The sequence below is a fragment of the Pedobacter sp. 05T44 genome, assembly GCF_056395985.1.
This window is the reverse complement of record NZ_JBFTKO010000012.1, coordinates 99,364-118,976: the sequence shown is the minus strand read 5'-3', so window position 1 is coordinate 118,976 and position 19,613 is coordinate 99,364. Positions and strand designations below refer to the sequence as shown.

General features: G+C 40.9%; 16 protein-coding genes and 1 tRNA gene. 13 read left to right on the top strand and 4 right to left on the bottom strand.

Going from position 1 to position 19,613, the window contains the following annotated elements; translation table 11 throughout:
- Positions 1-117: 117 nt before the first annotated feature.
- From AC1DDK_RS18275 to AC1DDK_RS18255, 5 genes are all read left to right on the top strand, one after another.
- Entirely contained in the window at positions 118-3,165 is a 3,048-nt protein-coding gene (locus tag AC1DDK_RS18275; RefSeq protein ID WP_337716996.1) for a SusC/RagA family TonB-linked outer membrane protein, read from the top strand.
- 9 nt (positions 3,166-3,174) lie between these two features.
- Complete coding sequence (locus AC1DDK_RS18270; protein ID WP_337716995.1) at positions 3,175-4,632, top strand: SusD/RagB family nutrient-binding outer membrane lipoprotein; 1,458 nt, start codon at positions 3,175-3,177, stop codon at positions 4,630-4,632.
- A gap of 11 nt (positions 4,633-4,643) precedes the next feature.
- Positions 4,644-5,093 carry a hypothetical protein gene (locus tag AC1DDK_RS18265; RefSeq protein ID WP_172662180.1) on the top strand — a complete coding sequence of 150 codons (450 nt, stop codon included), beginning with the start codon at positions 4,644-4,646 and terminating at the stop codon, positions 5,091-5,093.
- A gap of 94 nt (positions 5,094-5,187) precedes the next feature.
- Positions 5,188-5,403 carry a hypothetical protein gene (locus tag AC1DDK_RS18260; protein ID WP_048908302.1) on the top strand — a complete coding sequence of 72 codons (216 nt, stop codon included), beginning with the start codon at positions 5,188-5,190 and terminating at the stop codon, positions 5,401-5,403.
- Positions 5,404-5,464: 61 nt separating this feature from the next.
- On the top strand, positions 5,465-7,168 hold the full coding sequence (locus tag AC1DDK_RS18255; RefSeq protein WP_172662179.1) for a S41 family peptidase: 1,704 nt from the start codon (positions 5,465-5,467) through the stop codon (positions 7,166-7,168).
- A 9-nt stretch (positions 7,169-7,177) separates the two neighbouring features.
- Here AC1DDK_RS18255 and AC1DDK_RS18250 read toward each other — a convergent pair whose 3' ends face one another.
- Both AC1DDK_RS18250 and AC1DDK_RS18245 read right to left on the bottom strand, forming a co-directional pair.
- Positions 7,178-7,507: a 2Fe-2S iron-sulfur cluster-binding protein gene (locus tag AC1DDK_RS18250; protein ID WP_068889978.1), complete on the bottom strand. Its 330-nt coding sequence runs from the start codon at positions 7,505-7,507 to the stop codon at positions 7,178-7,180.
- 2 nt (positions 7,508-7,509) lie between these two features.
- Positions 7,510-8,520 carry an NAD(P)/FAD-dependent oxidoreductase gene (locus AC1DDK_RS18245; RefSeq protein ID WP_172662178.1) on the bottom strand — a complete coding sequence of 337 codons (1,011 nt, stop codon included), beginning with the start codon at positions 8,518-8,520 and terminating at the stop codon, positions 7,510-7,512.
- Positions 8,521-8,648: 128 nt separating this feature from the next.
- Between AC1DDK_RS18245 and AC1DDK_RS18240 the strand changes: the two genes are divergently transcribed.
- From AC1DDK_RS18240 to AC1DDK_RS18205, 8 genes are all read left to right on the top strand, one after another.
- Positions 8,649-9,401: a UDP-2,3-diacylglucosamine diphosphatase gene (locus AC1DDK_RS18240; RefSeq protein WP_337716993.1), complete on the top strand. Its 753-nt coding sequence runs from the start codon at positions 8,649-8,651 to the stop codon at positions 9,399-9,401.
- A gap of 134 nt (positions 9,402-9,535) precedes the next feature.
- A complete protein-coding gene (prfA, locus tag AC1DDK_RS18235) occupies positions 9,536-10,609 on the top strand; it encodes a peptide chain release factor 1 (RefSeq protein ID WP_337716991.1) in 1,074 nt (357 codons plus the stop codon).
- A 119-nt stretch (positions 10,610-10,728) separates the two neighbouring features.
- Positions 10,729-10,802 (top strand) — tRNA-Asp (locus AC1DDK_RS18230).
- Positions 10,803-10,929: 127 nt separating this feature from the next.
- Positions 10,930-11,739: a Fic family protein gene (locus AC1DDK_RS18225; protein WP_337716988.1), complete on the top strand. Its 810-nt coding sequence runs from the start codon at positions 10,930-10,932 to the stop codon at positions 11,737-11,739.
- 591 nt (positions 11,740-12,330) lie between these two features.
- Complete coding sequence (locus tag AC1DDK_RS18220; RefSeq protein ID WP_172662174.1) at positions 12,331-12,693, top strand: response regulator transcription factor; 363 nt, start codon at positions 12,331-12,333, stop codon at positions 12,691-12,693.
- Positions 12,690-13,754 (top strand): HEAT repeat domain-containing protein, encoded by a 1,065-nt coding sequence (locus tag AC1DDK_RS18215; RefSeq protein WP_337716986.1) that lies wholly within the window; start codon positions 12,690-12,692, stop codon positions 13,752-13,754. The genes AC1DDK_RS18220 and AC1DDK_RS18215 overlap by 4 nt, the downstream gene beginning before the upstream one ends.
- Positions 13,751-15,175 (top strand): glycosyltransferase family 2 protein, encoded by a 1,425-nt coding sequence (locus tag AC1DDK_RS18210; protein WP_172662172.1) that lies wholly within the window; start codon positions 13,751-13,753, stop codon positions 15,173-15,175. Before AC1DDK_RS18215 ends, AC1DDK_RS18210 begins: the two co-directional genes overlap by 4 nt.
- Before the next feature lie 3 nt (positions 15,176-15,178).
- Positions 15,179-17,200 (top strand): LTA synthase family protein, encoded by a 2,022-nt coding sequence (locus AC1DDK_RS18205; protein WP_337716984.1) that lies wholly within the window; start codon positions 15,179-15,181, stop codon positions 17,198-17,200.
- Here the strand turns inward: AC1DDK_RS18205 and AC1DDK_RS18200 are convergent, their stop codons facing one another.
- Positions 17,201-18,343 carry a hypothetical protein gene (locus AC1DDK_RS18200; protein WP_337716983.1) on the bottom strand — a complete coding sequence of 381 codons (1,143 nt, stop codon included), beginning with the start codon at positions 18,341-18,343 and terminating at the stop codon, positions 17,201-17,203. It lies immediately after the preceding gene.
- Positions 18,344-18,363: 20 nt separating this feature from the next.
- Entirely contained in the window at positions 18,364-19,611 is a 1,248-nt protein-coding gene (locus tag AC1DDK_RS18195; RefSeq protein WP_172662169.1) for a YaiO family outer membrane beta-barrel protein, read from the bottom strand.
- Positions 19,612-19,613 lie beyond the last annotated feature (2 nt).

The following is a 19,613-nucleotide window of genomic DNA, read 5'->3' as shown; positions in this document are numbered from 1 at the left end:
CATTTATGATATTTACTAGAGGTTTGATTTTTTGCGTGTAATTGCGTGTTTTGAAAAACCGTATTTCCCCGCAAATAGCCAAACGAGAACTTAAATTTATTAACCAAACTATCGTTCATGAAAAAAAAACTACTTCTGTTTATTACAGTTGGTTTTTTGCTAATTTCCCAAACATTTGCCCAGCAAAAAACGATTACAGGTAAAGTCACCTCAACTGAAGATGGGCTTCCCATCCCGGGCGTTTCCGTAAAAATAAAAGGAACGTCTACTGTTGTTCAAACCGCTAATAACGGGGGGTACAGTATTAAAGCCAACGAAAATGATGTGTTGGTTTTTTCTTATGTGAGTATGATTACGCAAGAAAAAACAGTGGGCAGCACAACAACACTAGATGTTGCCATGGTTCCAGACTCAAAAGCACTAAGTGAGGTTGTGGTTACCGCCCTTGGTATTAAACAACAAAAAAGATCCTTAGGGTACGCAACTCAGGACATTAAAGCAGCGGATATTACAAATACCAACCAGTCTAACGTGTTAAATGCGTTAAAGGGGAAAGCATCCGGTGTTCAAATTACAAGCTCCGGTGGGGCTGCAGGTTCAGGTACAAGAGTTCAGATCAGAGGGATTAACTCTTTGAATCCTTCGGCCGATAATCAGCCATTGTTTGTTGTAGATGGTATTCCTATTTCCAACAGTACTGATCTAATTGGTATCAACAGTGATAACTTTCAAAACCCTAACCGTGCCGGTGATATAAACCCAGAGGATATTGAAACAATGACCATCCTTAAGGGACCAGCTGCCTCTGTATTGTATGGTTTAAGGGCTGCCAACGGTGCCATCATCATTACTACTAAATCAGGTAAGTCTGGTAAACCTAGCTTTAATTTTAAAAGTTCCGTTAGTTTCGACGACGTAACAAAAACACCTCCAATACAAACAACCTATGGTAATGGTAACGGTGGAGCATATGTGCCGAGTGTAAATAGCTGGGGGCCTAAAATTGAAAGCGGTATACCCGTTTATAACCCTTACGATGTGTTCTTTAAAACAGGGCATCAGACACAGAATTCCTTTACTTTTAGCGGAGGAAATGATAATGCTACTTATTTTACTTCAATTTCGAACTCAGAACAAAAGGGAGTTGTGCCGAATTCTGATTACGGCAAAACATCCATCAGACTTTCGGGGACATTAAAGGCCTCGGAAAAATTCAAATTTGAAGGATCTGCAAATTATATTAATTCCGGTGGTAAAAATCCTCGTACCGGTATCACCTCGGGTACAATATTTTATTTGATGCGTCATACCAATACAGTTAACCCTGCAGACTACCTAAATCCGGATGGAACTGAAAAAACGTATAATGCCTCTATTCAAAATCCGTTCTATTTTACTGAAAATGCTTTTTTAAAGGATAATGTAAACAGGGTAATAGGAAATTTGGGCGCAGAGTTTAAAGCAAACGACTGGTTAACCTTTAACTACAAAGCCGGTATTGACAACTACACCGATTTCAGACAGATTTATAATGAAAAAGGATTGCTGATCAGTACGCTGGGGTCTATGACCGAGCAACGGATTAGCTATAGCGAGGTGAACTCTAATTTCTATGCCAGGGCAAGCAAGCAGTTTGGCGAGAAATGGTTTGTGAATTTCTTATTAGGTCATTCATATACCCATATTAACAGAACCAACTTATCTCTTAATGGCGCTCAGGCGGTTGTTCCTAATGTAGAGAGTATTAATAACTACAACGTATATACTACTTTAACCTATCCGGGTAAAAAGAATATCATCGGTATTTTTGGTGATTTAAATGTGAGTTACGACAATACTGTTTTCTTAAGTGTAACAGGAAGAAATGACTGGTCATCTACCTTACCGCAGAGTAACCGCTCATTCTTTTATCCTTCGACCAGCTTATCGTATGTATTTACCGAGACTTTGGGCTTACAGGAGAACGACATATTTAACTTCGGTAAGTTAAGGCTTTCGTATGCTGAAGTGGGTAAAGATGCTGATCCTTATCAGATTGGTGAATATTACTCTACATTGGCTGCATTTGATGGCGTAAGCGGTGTAAGACGTGATATTAAGATAGGCTCTGAATCTTTACGTCCTGAAAGAACAAAAGGACTAGAGGTAGGGGGTGAATTTCATTTCTTTAAAAGTCGCTTAACTTTAGATGCAAACTATGCGATTCTGAACAGTATTGACCAGATTGTACCTGTTCCTATTAGTTACGCATCAGGCTATGATATTTTTGTAACCAATGCCGGAAAGATCAGAAATAAATCTTTAGAGTTCCTGTTAACTGCAACCGTTGTTAAAAGTGATGACTTTAAATGGGATGTAAGTGCAAATTGGTCGCGCACAAAAGGAAGGGTGCTTTCTATGCCTCCGGGAGTAAATGAAATCCAGTTCAACCCAGAAAGTCCGTGGGTAAAACAAATCATAAAAACAGGCGGAAGACCGGGCGATTGGTACGGATGGCCATATACCCGTGTTACAGATCAGAATAGTGAATATAACGGACAGCTGGTTATTGGTGCTGATGGATATCCGATTATTCCTCAGCCGTTATCTAATAACTACCTGATTGGTAATGCCTATCCGGACTGGACAGGTGGTTTAGGAAGTACTTTAGCATATAAAGGGATAACCTTCTCGTTCATGTTCAACTTTAGAAGAGGTGGCGATGTATTTGATATTCCTAAAACACAAAGATTTTCTACTGGTATAGGTGCCGAAACACAAATCAGAGATACACAGGTAATATTTAAAGGAGTGAAAAACATAGGAACACCAGAAGCTCCTATATATGCTCCAAATGATAAGCAAGTGGTTATCGATCAGCTTTTTTATGCGAACAGTTTCCCTTATAAACTGGCACCTGAAAATAATGGATTCCAGGATGCTTCATGGATTAGGCTGCAGAATGTGTCCTTGTCGTACGAATTGCCAAAAAGCTGGCTGAACAAAAGTTTTATTAAGTCGGCATCAATTTCTGCAACGGCAAATAACTTGTGGTTAAGCACTCCTTTTATTGGGTTTGATCCTGAAGCAAGTGCTTATGGAGCAGGTTCAAATTCTGTTGGATATGTGGGTACTGGTGTGCCAACTACCAGAAGTATATTTCTTGGTTTAAATGTTAATTTCTAAGATTCAGTTATGAAAAATATAAGTTTTAAAGTTTTTGTCGCACTACTTACTGCTTCTGTAATATTTGGAGCATGTAAGAAACAGCTGGACATTAATGATGATCCATCGAGACTGACGCCAGAGCAGGCAACCATTTCGGGCTTGCTGGCCTCAACAATTCAATTTACGGCAACTTCGTTTTTTAACGCAGGTCAATATGGTAATGCCTATCCGCAATACCTTGCCGGATTTAATGCATACGAGGCAAATATAGATTCGTATAATCCGTATGGTTTTGATAACATATGGGAATCGGCCTATAGGGATGCAATGCCTAATTTAAAGGATCTTATCCAAAGATCGGAAGTATCTGGAGCTCCTCAGTATGCGGGTATTGGAAAGCTATTACTTGCTTTAAATTTAATGCAGTGTACAGATTTATGGGGCGATTTGCCATACAAAGAAGCTTTTAAAGGGCCTTCGGTTCCTAGCCCGACTTATGATAAGCAACAAGATATATACACTGTATCATTAAAAGAGCTTTTAGACGGAGCAATAGCCGATTTAAATAAGCCTGTGCCAACAAATACAGCATTACAGGTTGGCGCTACTGATCTGGCTTTTAAAGGTGTAATTGCCAGCTGGAAAAAGGCAGCCTATGGTGCAAGAGCCAGATATTACATCAATTTATCAACTAAAGACCCATCTAATGCGCTTAAAGCGGCTGATGATGCTGCACTGGCCATTGATGATGTTACCGGAGCAGCCGATTTGCAAGTGAAATATACTCAGGATAAGCCTAGTCCTTGGTATACCAATCTTGGTCAGCCAGCCATTGCCTCAAAACAGCATCGCCCTTCTTATTTTATGGTTAACTTAATGAATGGAACGGGGTATTTTAACGCACTTATTGATCCAAGGTTGCCGAAATTGTTTGATAATGCTGGTGCAGCCACCTATATCGGCAGACCGGTTGGTGCCTTGAGCACCCAGCAAGGGGCTAGTTTGGCAAATAGTGATATCACTGAAAAAACCTTTTACGGAGCAAGAACATCGCCTGTGACTATATTGACATATGCCGAGGTTCAGTTTATTAGGGCCGAAGCATTATTTGCTACCAACAAAGAGGGAGCCTATACTGCATATTTAAACGGAATTAAAGGGAACATGCAGAAGTTGGGGGTAGGAACAGATGATATTAATAAATATGTTAATGATCCGCTTATCAGCAAAGGCTCTGCTAATTTAACGCTTACTGATGTGATGTTGCAAAAGTACATTGCGCTATTCCTGCAAATGGAAACCTGGACAGATATGAGAAGATATCAATATAGTAATACCATATATCCTGGTTTAGTTCCGCCATTTAAAAATTTATTGGGCACAAGCTATGTACAGCGTGCAAAATATGCAGATAATGAGCCGGGCAGAAATCCAAATGTTCCTCAGGTGGCCAATCAGGCTGTGAAATTATGGTTGTTTAATTAATATTGAAGAATATGAAAAATAAAATATCAAAACTCTTTATAGCTGCTTTTACTGCCATGATCGTGTTTTCGGCATGCAAGAAGAATGATCCGGACCAATGGCTAAAAGATAATATTACAATTATTGGAAAGGTACCTGTTGTGGCAGGATTTACGGTTAAGCCTCCGCAAACTACCAATGTAGCGGCAGGAACTAATGTACAGTTGGACCTGAGATATTGGTCTGATGATCCAATTGATAAAATCAATTTAAGATCAACTGTAGGTGCAAATGCTCAGGCACTTGTTTCGACAACTCCTTATCAAAAAGCGTATTCTTCAGTTAGTCGGACAGACTCTTTATTGCTTGGTTATCAGGTTCCTGGTGATTTGGCAAAAGGCACTTCTGTGGTTATGGAAATAGAGGTGGTTAATAAGAATACCCTTACTAAAAAAGCTACACTGACTCTTAAAATCCAATAATGTAATCTCTCGTTAGTCCCCGGTTGTATGACCGGGGATTTTTTATTGCAGAGATATCTCTTATTTTCATACTTTTGCGCTAAAGTATTTATTTATGGCAAGTTTTACTCTTACTCCTGAAACCTGGCAAAAGGTTAAAATTAAATTTTTAAGAAAATATCGTGATTTGGCGCAAGTGAATCTTTCTTTTGCTCCGGGACAGGAAGATCAACTTGTACAGCAGCTTATGGATTTGGTTAAAAGAGACAGAGAATATGTTGAATTTACCATAAAAAAGGCCCTGGCTGATCCTGACGGGAACAGACTTTAACTTTTGGATTTTTTTGGAGTGTTTTTATTTGTAAGTTTACCATTAAACAGATTGGTGAACGATGAAACAATATAAACTAGCTGCCGTTTTTGCGCTTATAGCTTTCGCTTCTTTAACATGGTCTTTTAAAGAGGACTTGTTTCAGGTATCTAAAAATCTGGACATCTTTGCGTCTTTATATAAAGAGATTAACATCAATTATGTAGAGGAAACCAATCCATCTGACCTTATGCGAAACAGCATCGATGCGATGTTGGAGAATCTTGATCCTTACACTGAATACATCCCGGAATCTGAAATTGAAGATTATAAATTAAAGTATGTGAGTACGCAATACGGTGGTATTGGTGCCAGCACGGTTTCTATTGAAGGTAAGTTGTTTGTAAATGAAGTGGTTGAAGGATATCCGGCAGATAAGCAGGATGTAAAGCCAGGAGATCAGTTGGTAAAGATAAATGGCAATGAGGTAAAGGGGAAAGACCGTAATCAGATAAGCCAATTGTTACGTGGCCCCAAAGGGTCTACAGTAGATATGTTGATTATAAGAGACGGTTCTGTAATCACTAAGAAGCTGGTGCGTGATGAGATTAAGCAACCTAATGTGCCTTATTCGGGTATGACGGAAGATAATATTGCCTACATCCGTTTAGATAAGTTTCTTGAAAATTCTGCTCAGGAGGTAAAGGACGCCGCAATTGCCCTGAATAAGCAGCAGCCAAAGGGAATGATCCTTGACTTAAGATACAACGGTGGAGGTATTTTACAGGAAGCCGTTAAAATAGTTAACCTTTTTGTAAACAGAGATGTGTTGGTGGTAACCCAAAAGGGTAGGAATCCGCAAAAAACCATTGTTTATAAAACAATGACTGAGCCTTTATTGCTGAAGATGCCATTGGTAGTGCTTGTTGGTGGTTCCTCAGCTTCTGCTTCAGAGATTGTTGCAGGATCATTGCAGGATCTCGACAGAGCAATTATTGTTGGCCAGCGAAGCTTTGGTAAAGGGTTGGTACAACAAACCTTTAATTTGCCTTACAATAGCCTGGTTAAGGTTACGGTGGCTAAGTACTATACGCCATCTGGTCGCTGTATTCAGGCGCTTGATTATGCGCATAAAGATGCAAACGGGAAAACACTGAAGTTTGCAGATTCGTTATCTCATAAATTTAATACCAGTGCAGGCAGAAGCGTTTATGATGGAAACGGAGTATATCCGGATGTGGTAGTGAACTCGAGCAGACCAAGCCCTATTACCATGTCAATTATGAGCAAGAATCTGTTTTTTGATTATGCTAATGATTATAAAAAGAAAAATAAAACTATTGCTCCTGCTGGTAACTTTCAATTGACAGATAACGATTACAATCAATTTGTAGCCTCATTAGCGGGTAAAGATTATTCGTATGCTTCACGTACTGAACGTTTATTGTCTGATTTGCGAGATGAGGCAGAAAAAGAGAATAAATTGGGCGTTGTTAAGGTAGATCTGGATGATTTAAAGGATAAGATGCTTGGTGCTAAGAAAACAGATCTTATCACTTATAAAGCCGAAATAAAACGTGTTTTAGAAACACAGATCGTAAGCCGTTATTATTACGAGAAGGGAAAGGTTATTCAGGCATTCCAATACGACAAGGAGCTTCAGGCAGCTAAGGCGCTTTTGGGTAGTTCCACTAAAATGCTAGCGGTATTAAAAGGTGAGGGTGAATATAAAACTATAGGCAGCCCCACCAAAACGATTGCAGCAATAACAACAGCAGAAAACTAAAGACCTTTTTTATTCAGCGTGATGTAGTTTAACAACTAAACCATCCATAGCAGGATTTAGCTGAAGCTGGCAGGCAAGTCTTGAATTTGGAAGTACATCTGGTAAAGTATCAAGCATTGCATACTCGTCATCTGTCATTTCATTCAGCTTTTCCTCTCCTTCAAGTACATCTACACAGCAGGTAGCACATAAGGCCATTCCGCCGCAGGTTGCAAGAATATCATATTCGCATGCTTTAAGGTACTCCATTAAGCTTAATCCCATATCTACTGGGGCTTCAAGAGTAGTTAAGCTGCCATCAGGGTTTTGTACGTGTAGGGTAATGTTATTGTCTTCCATGCTTAAAATTCTGATACGCCGTTTACAGTGGTGTATTTCATGGTGTATTTAACACCTGGGTTCATGTATTGGTATGCACTATGGCTCATCAAAGCAGCTTCGTGAAATCCACAAAGGATCAGTTTTAATTTGTTAGTGTAAGTATTGATATCACCAATAGCATAAATGCCTGGTATGTTTGTTGAATAATCGTCGGTATTAACTTCTATAGCGCTTTTGTTGATGTTTAAGTTCCATTGCTCAATAGGGCCTAACTTAGGGCTTAAACCGAATAAAGGAATTAAATGGTCTGCAGCTACTGCGGTAGTTTCAAGGCTCTTATTGTGAATAAGCTCTACCGTTTCCAGTTTTCCGTTTCCAGATACTGAATTTAGATTGCTGTTTAAAACAAGGTTTATACGGCCGCTTTCGGCTAATGCCATTACTTTGTTTACTGAATCTGGTGCGCCACGGAAGCTTTCGCTGCGGTGTACCAAAGTTAATTCATCTACGATGTCGGCTAAAAATATGGTCCAGTCAAGGGCAGAGTCACCACCACCTGCAATCACCATTTTCTGACCACGGTATTGCTCCGGATCAAGAATCATGTAGTTAACACCTCTTCCGTTTTCGAATTGTTCTAAACCAGATACAGCCGGTTTACGAGGCTCAAAGCAACCTAAACCTCCCGCAATTACCACAACTTTAGATTCTATAATAGTACCCATGTTTGTAGTAAGTACAAAATCACCTTCTCCACGTTTCTCTAAGCCTTCTATACGCTCGCCTAAAGTGAAACCAGGGTGGAAAGGTTTTCCCTGCTCCATCAGGTTATCTATAAGCTCCTGAGCCAATACTGTTGGGTAGCCCGGGATGTCGTATATAGGTTTTTTAGGATATATTTCAGACAATTGGCCACCCACCTGCGGTAAATAATCAATTAAATGGCAGCGCATTTTTAATAGTCCTGCTTCAAAAATTGCAAATAAACCTACGGGTCCGGCGCCAATTATGGCTATATCAGTAGAAATCATGTGTTTAAAATTTGTGCGAATTTACAAACTTTTGTTATAATATCGATGCTATTTATAAATAATCTAGATACTCCGTAGAACTTATGACAACAAACTGAGCTAATATTTTACTTATCTTTGTTTTATTGATGAATAAGAACATATATTTTGCCTCTGATTTTCATTTAGGCTCTCCGGATTTTTTTGAAAGTCGTAAGCGGGAAGATCGCATTCTTCGTTGGTTAAACGCCATTGAGCCCACATGTAGTGAACTTTTCCTGATGGGAGATGTTTTTGATTTCTGGTTTGAATATAGTACTGTAGTACCTAAAGGGTTTATTCGCCTGCAGGGAAAGCTGGCGGCTATGACAGACGCAGGGATTAAGATCTATTTTTTTAAGGGCAACCATGATATGTGGGTTAACGACTATTTCACAAAGGAAATGGGGATTGAAATTATAAGTGACGAACTTGTAATTGAAAGAAATGGGAAAACGTTCTTTTTACATCATGGTGACGGATTAGGACCTGGCGACAGGAAATATAAGATGCTGAGAAAAATCTTTAGAAATCCGGTGTGCCGCTGGCTCTTTTCAATGGTTCCACCAAGAATTGGAATGGGAATAGCAAACGGTTGGTCTAGAAGCAGCAGGGCAGCCAGTAGCAAAGTGGAAGTTTTTGAAGGCATTGAAAATGAATGGCTGGCCATATATGCTAAAGAGCAAATGGTAAAACAGCACTATGATTTTTTTGTTTTTGGGCATAGACACTTGCCTTTAGATTTGGATTTAGGTGGCGGAACTAAGTATGTGAACCTGGGCGAATGGATTACCTATAATTCATATGCGGTTTTTGATGGCGATGTGCTGAGCCTTAAATATTTTCCTGATAAAAATTTATAGTGTCGTTAACTGAAAAAGCCGTATTTTTGCTGCCCGAATAAAAAATCGTTATCTGGATAAAAGATGCTGTTAACAAACAGGTTGTGTTATTTGTTGCTAACGGTACAATTATAAAGTTTCTGAAATAAAAGAATATGTTAGAGAAATTAGAAGCAATTAAACTGCGTTGGGAAGATGTTGAGGAGCAGTTAAGTAATCCTGATACCATGCAGGATATGAAGCGTTTTGCAGCTTTAAATAAAGAGTATAAAGATTTAGGTAAAATTGTAGAAGAGTATAAAGTCTACAAGAATGTAATGAGCAACATCGAGGCAAATAAAGAGATCTTGAGTACAGAGAAAGATCCTGAGATGCGTGAGATGGCTAAAGAAGAGCTTGACTTGTTACTGGTACAACAGGAAGAATTAGAAGAGAAAGTTCGTTTGATGCTTATTCCTGTGGATCCTGAGGATGCAAAGAATGCGGTGTTTGAGATTAGAGGTGGTACAGGTGGTGATGAAGCAGCTTTGTTTGCCGGCGACTTATATAGAATGTATAGCCGTTTCTTTGAACAAAAGGGATGGAAAGTAGAAACAGTAGATGTAACCGAGGGTACTGCTGGTGGATACAAAGAGGTGATCCTGAAAGTAAGTGGAGAAGATGTTTATGGACAGTTAAAGTATGAGTCTGGAGTACACAGGGTTCAGCGTGTGCCGGATACAGAGACTCAGGGACGGGTTCATACGTCGGCTGCATCCGTAGCTGTTTTGCCTGAGGCTGAGGAGATAGATCTTTACATTAATCCGGCAGATATTGATTTGCAAACCTCCAGATCCGGTGGTGCGGGTGGACAGAACGTAAATAAGGTTGAAACTAAGGTTCAGTTAACGCATAGGCCTTCCGGTATTGTAGTAGTTTGTCAGCAGGAACGTTCTCAGCTAGGAAACAGAGTTATTGCAATGGAGATGCTTCGTAGTAAGTTATACGATATTGAATTGCAGAAGAAGAATGGTGATATTGCCGCCAGACGTAAGACTATGGTTTCCACTGGTGACCGCTCAGCGAAGATCAGAACGTACAACTATCCGCAGGGAAGGGTAACGGATCACCGCATCGGTTTAACGCTTTATAACCTAAACGGAGTGATGGATGGAGGTGTTCAGGAGCTAATTGATGCGTTGCAGTTCGCCGAGAATGCAGAGAAAATGAAAGAGGGATCTGTGATCTAAAAAATAATTATCAGAGAATTAAGGAGTTATAACTATTTTAAAATAAATGTTGCAAAGTTAAATAAAGGCGCTATATTTGCAATCCCGAAACGAAACAACGAAACGAAAATAGGGAAAACGGACCGGTAGTTCAGCTGGTTAGAATGCCGCCCTGTCACGGCGGAGGTCGCGGGTTCGAGTCCCGTCCGGTCCGCTAAAGGTAGCAATGCCAAACTAAAGCCTTCAAATTATACGTTTGAAGGCTTTTTTGTGTTTTTCTATATTTTTAGATTTGGTGTATCTTTAAAAGTCATCTTTTGAATCCTTAATCAAAACAATAAATGGAGAGCTTGATTAAAAAATATGATGCGCTTGTAGCAGAATACAGCAAAGTTATTATTGATAGCTTTAATCTCGAAGATTTTAAGGAATATAACGAAATATTGTTTTCTGCGCACAGCTGTGCAGTAGAGGGGAATACCTTTACCGTGGATGAAACACGCGAGCTTAAAGAAAAGGGCCTCAATTTAAAGTTAAACAACAGGTCTTTATATGAGGCATATGAAATCCTAGATCATTTTAAAGCCTATGAATTCGTATTTAACGACCTAAAACAGCCTTTAACCGAAAATTTGATCAAACAGGTACAAAGAATACTAACGGAAAATACCCTTAAATTTGCGAAGGGCCTTGAGCCAGGGGAATATACCAACACGCAAATGGCTGCAGGGGATACGGTTTTTGGAGATTTCAGGGTGAGTATTGCACGTATGCCATCATTGATCAGTTCCACAGAATTAGCTATGGAAAAGGCCGAATTACATCCGCTGGACATTAGCGCTAGGTTTCACCAGTTTTTTATTTATCTACATCCCTTTCCGGACGGAAACGGGAGAACTGGCCGTCTGATTTCAAACTTCATACTTGCAAAGTTCAATCTGCCGCATGTAATAATTGGAGCCGAAGAAAAGGCTGCTTATATTGAAGCTTTAAAACAATCTGCTAAACATAAAGATACCGGTATTTTAACTGTTTTTTTTGCTGAAACTTCTATGCAAAGAATGAAGAAGGAAATTGACCAAAAGAAAAATCTTACTCAAAACTTTGTCATGAACTTTAATCCGCCTAAAAAAGGGAGGAAGATGAGATAACATAAGCCTAACTAGACCCTATTATATCTCGCATTTATCTGCTCAGGATAACATGTAATCCTGACTTCAGCATAGTTTTTTGACAGATTTCTCAATCCATTGATCGATTTGGAATGGATGAGTATTGAGGACAATTCTTGGGAAATTTTATATACATCCTAACGTTTAGTATATTTGTTATATGGAAACGCTAATTATAAATATTCCTGACAAAAAAAGTACTTTGGTAAAATACTTAAAGGTTTAGGTGTAACCATTCAGGAAAATAATCAAGGTAAGAAATCTGCTTACAGGAAAAAATTGCTTAAAGCATCAACTTGGGCAGCAGAAGATTTGAAGAGTCTCGAAGACAGTTTTACATCAACAGGGTGCCACAAACGGCGGAAGACGGATATTTGGTATTGAGGTGATAATGTTGGTTAGTTTAAAATGACGTCTGCCAAATTGCCAGGATAAAAAAGATTATTGACCAATACTGAGTTCCCAATCATTTTCCAAAACATTTTTGCCTTTTTTTTGCTAAAAGACTTAACTTAGAGTCAGCATAACGCGTTTTAAAATTATTAGTTAATCATCCCTAACTGCTAATATATGAAGATTCTAATTGCTGAAGACGATGAGCTTATGCTCAGGACTTTAGAATTCCGTTTAAAGAAAGATGGACATCAGCTCATCCTTGCCAGGGACGGCAGGGAAGCTTTGGAAAAAATAGATCAGTTCCTGCCTGAACTGGTAATTACGGATATCATGATGCCTTATCTTTCAGGCTTGGAGGTGGTGGCAGCGCTAAGAGAAAAAGATCAGACGCCTATTATTATGCTTTCTGCCATGGGACAGGAGGATATCGTTCTTGAAGCATTCCGCCTAGGTGCCGACGACTTTATTACCAAACCTTTCAGCCCCAATGAGTTGTCTGTGCGAATAAAAAGGTTTATGCTTGTTCATTCGAGATGATATTTTTTCAGGCGCTTTTATTGTTCTTTTTCGGTGCGGCAGTATTTCTGATTTTTTTCATGACCGCTTACCTGTTGATCCGGAAAAAATGGAGAAAAAAATATGCCAAATGGGACAGTATGATTGATTTACTGCTCAGAAAGGCAATTTTTTTCAATGAAAGCGGCAGTAGCGCTGACCAGCCGATACCGGTCACTCCGCGCCTGAGGGTGAATCTGGAGAATAGCAGATTTAGGGCCCAGCTGACCAAAAAGATTACTGCGGCAAAGAAAAATATGTCTGGTCAAGCTGGACAAAATATCAAAAAACTGTACCTGCAGCTGGACCTGGATACCCATGCCATTAAGCTAATTGAAACAGGTAAGTGGCACCTTATGGCTGTGGGGATCCAGCAGATTGGCACCATGGAACTCAAGGAGCACCTTGCCAGGATATACCGCTTCACCAACAATAAAAATGAACTGGTCCGGGCAGAAGCTCAGCTGGCCGTGCTGAATCTTTTTGGGTTTGAAGGGCTTCGGTTTCTGGATGTGATCACTTATCAGCTCTCGGAGTGGCAACAGATGAAATTATTAAAGGAGCTGTCTGTTATCCCTCATGTAAACCTTACCGGAATTGACAAATGGCTTAAATCTGAAAATGCCAGTGTTGTTGTATTTGCGCTGAAACTCGCCCGTAACTACCATCATTTTGAACTTTACCAAGAGATTGTTGCTTGCCTTGAACACCTCGAATCCAGTGTAAGGACTCAGGCGATATACACCCTGACGGAAATTTACAGTGAAGACACATCAAAAAAACTATTGGACAGGGTCCCGTTGGAAGAATATAATAACCAGCTGGCCATTTTGAAGGCTGTAAAAAAAATCGGTGATGAAGCTGATCTACCCCGATTACAAGGACTTTTAAATACAGAAGATCTTGAAATGAAACTCTCGGTTGTCCGAGCAATGGCAAGCCTCAGTCAATCCGGTATGGACTTATTGATGGCTTGGCCACAATCACAGTCCTACCCGTTGAAGGAAATAATTACTCAGGTTAAAAGTGAAATTAGAGTATGAGCTGGCAAACAATAGTGCTTGATTTTTTTACCTACGGACTGCTGATCTATTCCATCCTGCTGCTTTCCTGCTACATGTTCATTGGCGGTTATTCAATCGGCGAAATCCGTACTTACCTGCGTAAAAACAGTTTTACAGACTACCGCGTGCTGGCCAGTTCGACACAGGCCCCAAGTATCAGTATTCTTGCGCCTGCCTATAACGAAGGTGCAAATATCATTGAAAACGTAAGGTCTTTGTTGTCGATCAATTACAACAATTTGGAGGTGATTATCATTAACGACGGGAGCAAAGACGATTCTCTAGAGAAGCTGATCAGCGCCTACGACCTTTATAAGACGGATTTTTTTGTAAACAAAAGGATTCCCACCAAGGACGTGCTGGGTGTTTACAAAAGCAGAAAGGCAGTTTACAAGAAGCTGATCATTGTAGATAAGCAAAACGGGGGGAAGGCAGATGCCCTTAATGTGGGAGTCAACATCTCCCAAAATGATTATATCGTTTGTATTGACGTGGACTGTATCCTGGAGCAGGATGCCCTGCTGAAGCTGGCAAAACCTTTTCTGGAAGACAGCAAAATCAGGGTTATCGCCACGGGCGGAGTAATCCGAATCGCCAACAGCTGTATTGTCGAAAACGGGCGATTGGTAAAGGTTAATCTGCCCAAACAGTTTCTTCCTAGGGTGCAAACCCTGGAGTACATCAGAGCATTTTTATTGGGCAGGATGGCCTGGAGCCGTCTAAACGGCTTGCTATTGATTTCAGGTGCCTTCGGGGCATTCGATAGGGATATCGTCATCAAATGCGGCGGATATAATCACAATACCGTGGGGGAGGATATGGAGCTGGTGGTAAGGATGCGCAGGTATATGGAAGAGCAAAAAGTACCTTATAAGGTGAGTTTTATTCCTGATCCGCTTTGCTGGACCGAAGCACCTGCATCTTTTAAAATTCTTGGCAGGCAGAGAAACCGCTGGACAAGAGGAACCATAGAGACCCTGCAGCTCCATAAAGTGATGTTCTTTAACCCCAAATACGGACGACTGGGGATGATCAGTTATCCTTATTGGTTCTTTTTTGAGTTTTTAGCACCAATCGTGGAATTTCTGGGATTGCTGAGTTTTGTGATTTTCGTATTACTGGGCTTGATTCACTGGTCTTTTTTTATTGGTCTGCTGCTGTTTATATTCAGCTTCGGATTTCTTTATTCGGTGTTTGCCATTTTGATGGAAGTACTGACCTATAACCAGTATAAAAGCAGCAAAGATCTGCTGATGTTAATCATTACGGCATTTTTAGAGCCATTTATTTTTCATCCTTTTGTTGTATGGTCAGCTATTAAGGGGAATATTGATTTGCTGAGAAAGAAGAATTCCTGGGGTGAGATGACCAGGCAGGGTTTTACAAAAAAAACAGTTTAGACAATGATCGATCGATTTAAATCAGCAACATTGGTTTTTATACAGCTGGCCCTGGTCTTGCTTGCTGCCTTATTCTTGATACGCATTTTTGAGATTTTGTTAAATGGATTTACCCATGAGTTCCCGCAAAAGGGAGCATCCTTTGTTTTCTGGGCGCTGCTGGGAGATGTGGTTTTCTGGTTCAAAGGGCTTTTTCTGGAATATATCTTTTTTGTTCTGCTTGCCCAGAGCTCTTTAAAGTTGTCAAAAGTGCTGTTCAAAATCTTTATCATCCTGATGATCATCATTCAGATCGGCCTGGTTCAATATTTCAATACCTCTCTGGTGCCTCTGGGTGCTGATCTGTATGGATATTCCATTGCAGACATCAAACAGACCGTTGGCGCCTCCTCAGGACTGGGTATTCAGCTGGTTGTGAGTTTTATCCTGCTGGTGGCATTGGTACTTGTGGCTTTAAAATTCCTGCCTGGTAAAATACAGCTGCCCTTTTGGGCCGCGGTGATCTTCCCTGGATTATCCTTGTTCTTTTTAGTTACCGGTGTCTTGCAGCTGATGCGTGGCCGTCCGTTTCAATCTGATTTTGACAACAATCTGGTGCTCAATAAAACTGACTATTTTTTTGTAAGTTCTTACCTTCATTTTTATCCTCCGGACGAGGAATCCGATATTTATGCAGATGCTTATATTGGGGATTATGGGGATACAAAGACCGTCGGCACATCATTTAAATATACCGGTGGTTCTGAATTCCCTTTCCTGCACGAAGTGTCCGATCAGGATGTGCTGAGCTCCTTTTTTAATTTATCCCCAAGCAGGCCCAATATTGTCATCATTTTGGTAGAGGGATTGGGTAGGGCATTCACTAATGAAGGGGCCTACCTGGGTAATTTCACCCCCTTTTTGGACTCCCTGTCCGGTAAAAGTCTATATTGGAAGAATTTCTTAAGTGAAGGTGGGCGTACCTTTGCTGTGCTGCCCTCTTTAATGGCCTCGCTGCCGTTTTCAAAAAATGGTTTTCTGGAACTTGGAGATAAAATGCCGCCACATGCCTCATTATATAGCGTGCTGAAGTTTAACGGCTATACTACTTCATTTTATTACGGGGGTGATGCGGGTTTCGACAATATGTCTCTATTCTTAAAGAAGAATCATGTTGATGAGCTCAGGGACATTCAATCCTTCCCCGGGGGATATGTGAAACTCCCCGCTGTCAACGGCTTCACGTGGGGCTACAATGACAAGGAGCTTTTCAGATACTATCTGGCCACCAGGGCGGATAGCGAATCAAAATCCCCGGAACTTAATGTGATCCTCACTGTCGCCAGTCATAATCCTTTTCTGGTTAATGATCAGCCTGAATATGTTAGTAAGTTTGAGCAGCGTATGGATGAGCTGGGTTTTGAGAATCCAAAAAAGGACACCTATAGGAATTACAAGCTGCAGTATTCTTCCATTATGTATACTGACGACGCACTCAGAAGCTTTTTTCAGGAGTGCAAAAAGCGTAAAGATTTTGCAAATACGATCTTTGTGATTACAGGTGATCATAGAATGCCCGAAATCCCCATGAGCAGCAAAATTGACAGGTATCATGTCCCGCTGATCATTTATTCACCCTTATTAAAGCGGAATGCACAGTTTGCATCCGTTTCCACACATTTTGATATCGTCCCAAGCCTGCTGAGCTTCCTTAAGGCCAGTTATAAACTTAAGGTGCCAGATCAGGCGAGCTGGATGGGAGAGGGCCTCGATACTGCAAGAAACTTCCGTAACGTTCATCAGTATCCCCTTATCCAGACCAAGACAGATATTATCGACTTCATCATGGGCGAGTACCACCTCAACGGAAGCTCACTTTACAAGATGGGCCCGGATCTGCAGGAGGAGTCGGTAGCGGATCAGCCCATTTATAAACGGCTAAAGAACGCCTTTGATCACTTTAAGCGGAGAAATGCTGGCATTGGAAACCGCGCAGGCATTTTACCAGATTCGGTGTTGAACAAGTACGGCCCAACTAAGCATTAATTACTTTTTGAATTTTTTTTCTTCCTTCAGTATTTGGCTAACCATGGGCCGGTAAAAGTTCCAGAAAAAACTGGCACGTTCCATCGGATCGCTTGTGTTATAGAACATCCATTTAAACAAACTGATACCTTTAAAATAGGAAGTACCCATGGTGATGGGATTGTCACAGAAATCACCAGAGAAGTAATAGAACCGATAATCTTCATGCTTATGCATAATTACAGCAGGGAAAACCCTGGGCAGCTGATGGGCTGCCAGCAGCTCACGGCCTTTCGCATTTACATCCAGGGTAAAGCTGGCAACCTGGGTATTGGTCTTAAGATCGGGCTGGATCACATCAAACCAGAACGCATACTTAATTTTGCTTGGAAGACCAAAATTCTGCTGCCCGTATGGACTGCTGGTAATATGGGGCATGGGATCATCCAATTCAGTGCTGTCCTGGAGAATGACTACCTGATCTTTATCGTTTACAAAGGCAACTCCTGCTTTTGTAAATGGCCACTGATTGTTGTTGTCTCTTTTGTAATTGCGGATTAACCATCTTGGTAGTTCCTTGTTTTTTGTACTGTCAAGGTTGTCAAAAAAGCGTCCGGTCCAGCCTGTCCAGCGCATGGCAAACAGCTTTTCGAACCTCAGGCGGGTATCCAGGTGTGTAGGACTTCCAATGCTATTGAATTCGGTAATGATCAGTTTGCCTTTGGCTTTCATCAGCCTCAGTAGTTCAATGTCCTGGCTGCTCATTCCTCCGTAAATCATGCCGGAGCGCTCGGTATTATTCTTTTGGCTATACCACTCATTGTTGTAAATGCCATAGGTATCTGTAAAATACACCATGTCCGCATCCTCACTCAGCTGTTTCAGCTGATCAGGATTAAATCGTTCCAAGCCTTTTAAGCGGAAGTTCTCCTTGTCCAGGGGGAAAAAACCGAAATAGTCCTTTGCAATCTGATAAGACTTGGTACTGGTTTTGGTGAATTTCTGGTGGTTCAGGATCCAGGTTAAGGAAATGTGTTCCTGGCCACGGGTGGTCAGGACCGTTTTGTCGATTATTGCCGCCACCATTTTTGTTTTAGGCGTGCAAAGCCAGAGCAGCCACATCAATAAGGGGATTGCCGCAATAACTGCCAGTAGGGCCAGCATTTTTCTCCTTTTTGACATCACTAAAAGCGTCTGATGTATCCCAGACCAAGGTCAATCTGTGTTCCTCTGGTATTCAATTTATATTCCTGATTGTCAACTCCCAGGTTAACGATTAGAATATTCAGGGACTTGAACGCGCGTCTGTATCCCAGAGTGATGTTGTTTGACCTTAGCTTATAGTTTGCATTGCCAATCAGCACATTGTTTTGCGGATCATCAGGAGAAAGACCTGTACCCAGCCGTAAACTGAAGTAATCATCTGCACCGCCGTAGTAATACCTGCTTGTTAAGGCAAACGACTGGGAAACCTCATTATTTGAAGGGGTGAGAAAAGTCCGGAAATTGAACCAGAAGCTTTTGTAATATTTACCAACAGAGGCGGTATAGATCCAGGTAGATTCACCAAAGGTAAGGTACCTGAATCCGGCTTCTGCTTCAAAACTTGCAGGCAAATTGGCATACAATGAAAAACCTGCCCGGTACTGGGGGAACACCCCGACATTATTGGAATATCCTCCGCTGATGTAAGCCTGAAAGGTATTGGAAATGCGAGGGTAGGCGTCAATCTCGAATTGAACCCCATTGTTTTTGAACCTGTTGGCGTAATTAATACGGCCAATGACCGAGCCCAGGGCGGTTTGATGGCTGTAGTCCACACTTACCAGGTGCCAGGGATCATCAAATTGTTTATCGAAATAGATAAAGTCGTAGTTGACCCCGATTTTGTTTTTTGAGGAATTCTCCCTTACCCTGGCCGCAAGTGTTCTTGCTTCAGTCATGTTTGGATCGGCCTTGATTACCTTTTCTATCTCTATATTGGCCTCAGACCATCTCTTCAGGTCATTCAAGACCTTTGCCTTCAGCAGCAACAGATCACTGGCATCGCTATGATGCTTCAACCCGGAGTTTACATGTTCAAGTGCCTTTTCAGAATTGCCTTCCCAAAATTCCAGGCTGGCAAAAGCCAGTGACGCATCCGCATTATCTGGTTGTTTATTTAAAACCTGACTAAAGGCCTGTCTGGCACTATCTGGTTGTTTATTCCAGGTATAAACTCTGCCAAGAAATATCCTGATATCTGTATAATCGGGACTTTTTGCAAGGGCCTGCTTACTTAGCGAAATTGCCTTGGGATAATCTTTTTGATCAAATGCCGCGCTGCGTGCTTTGGTAAACAATTCATCAGAACCGATATTCTGATCCTGAGCCTGCAGGAATTGGAAAGAAAAAAATAGAAGTGTTAAGGGCAAATGAAATTTTAAGCGCATGA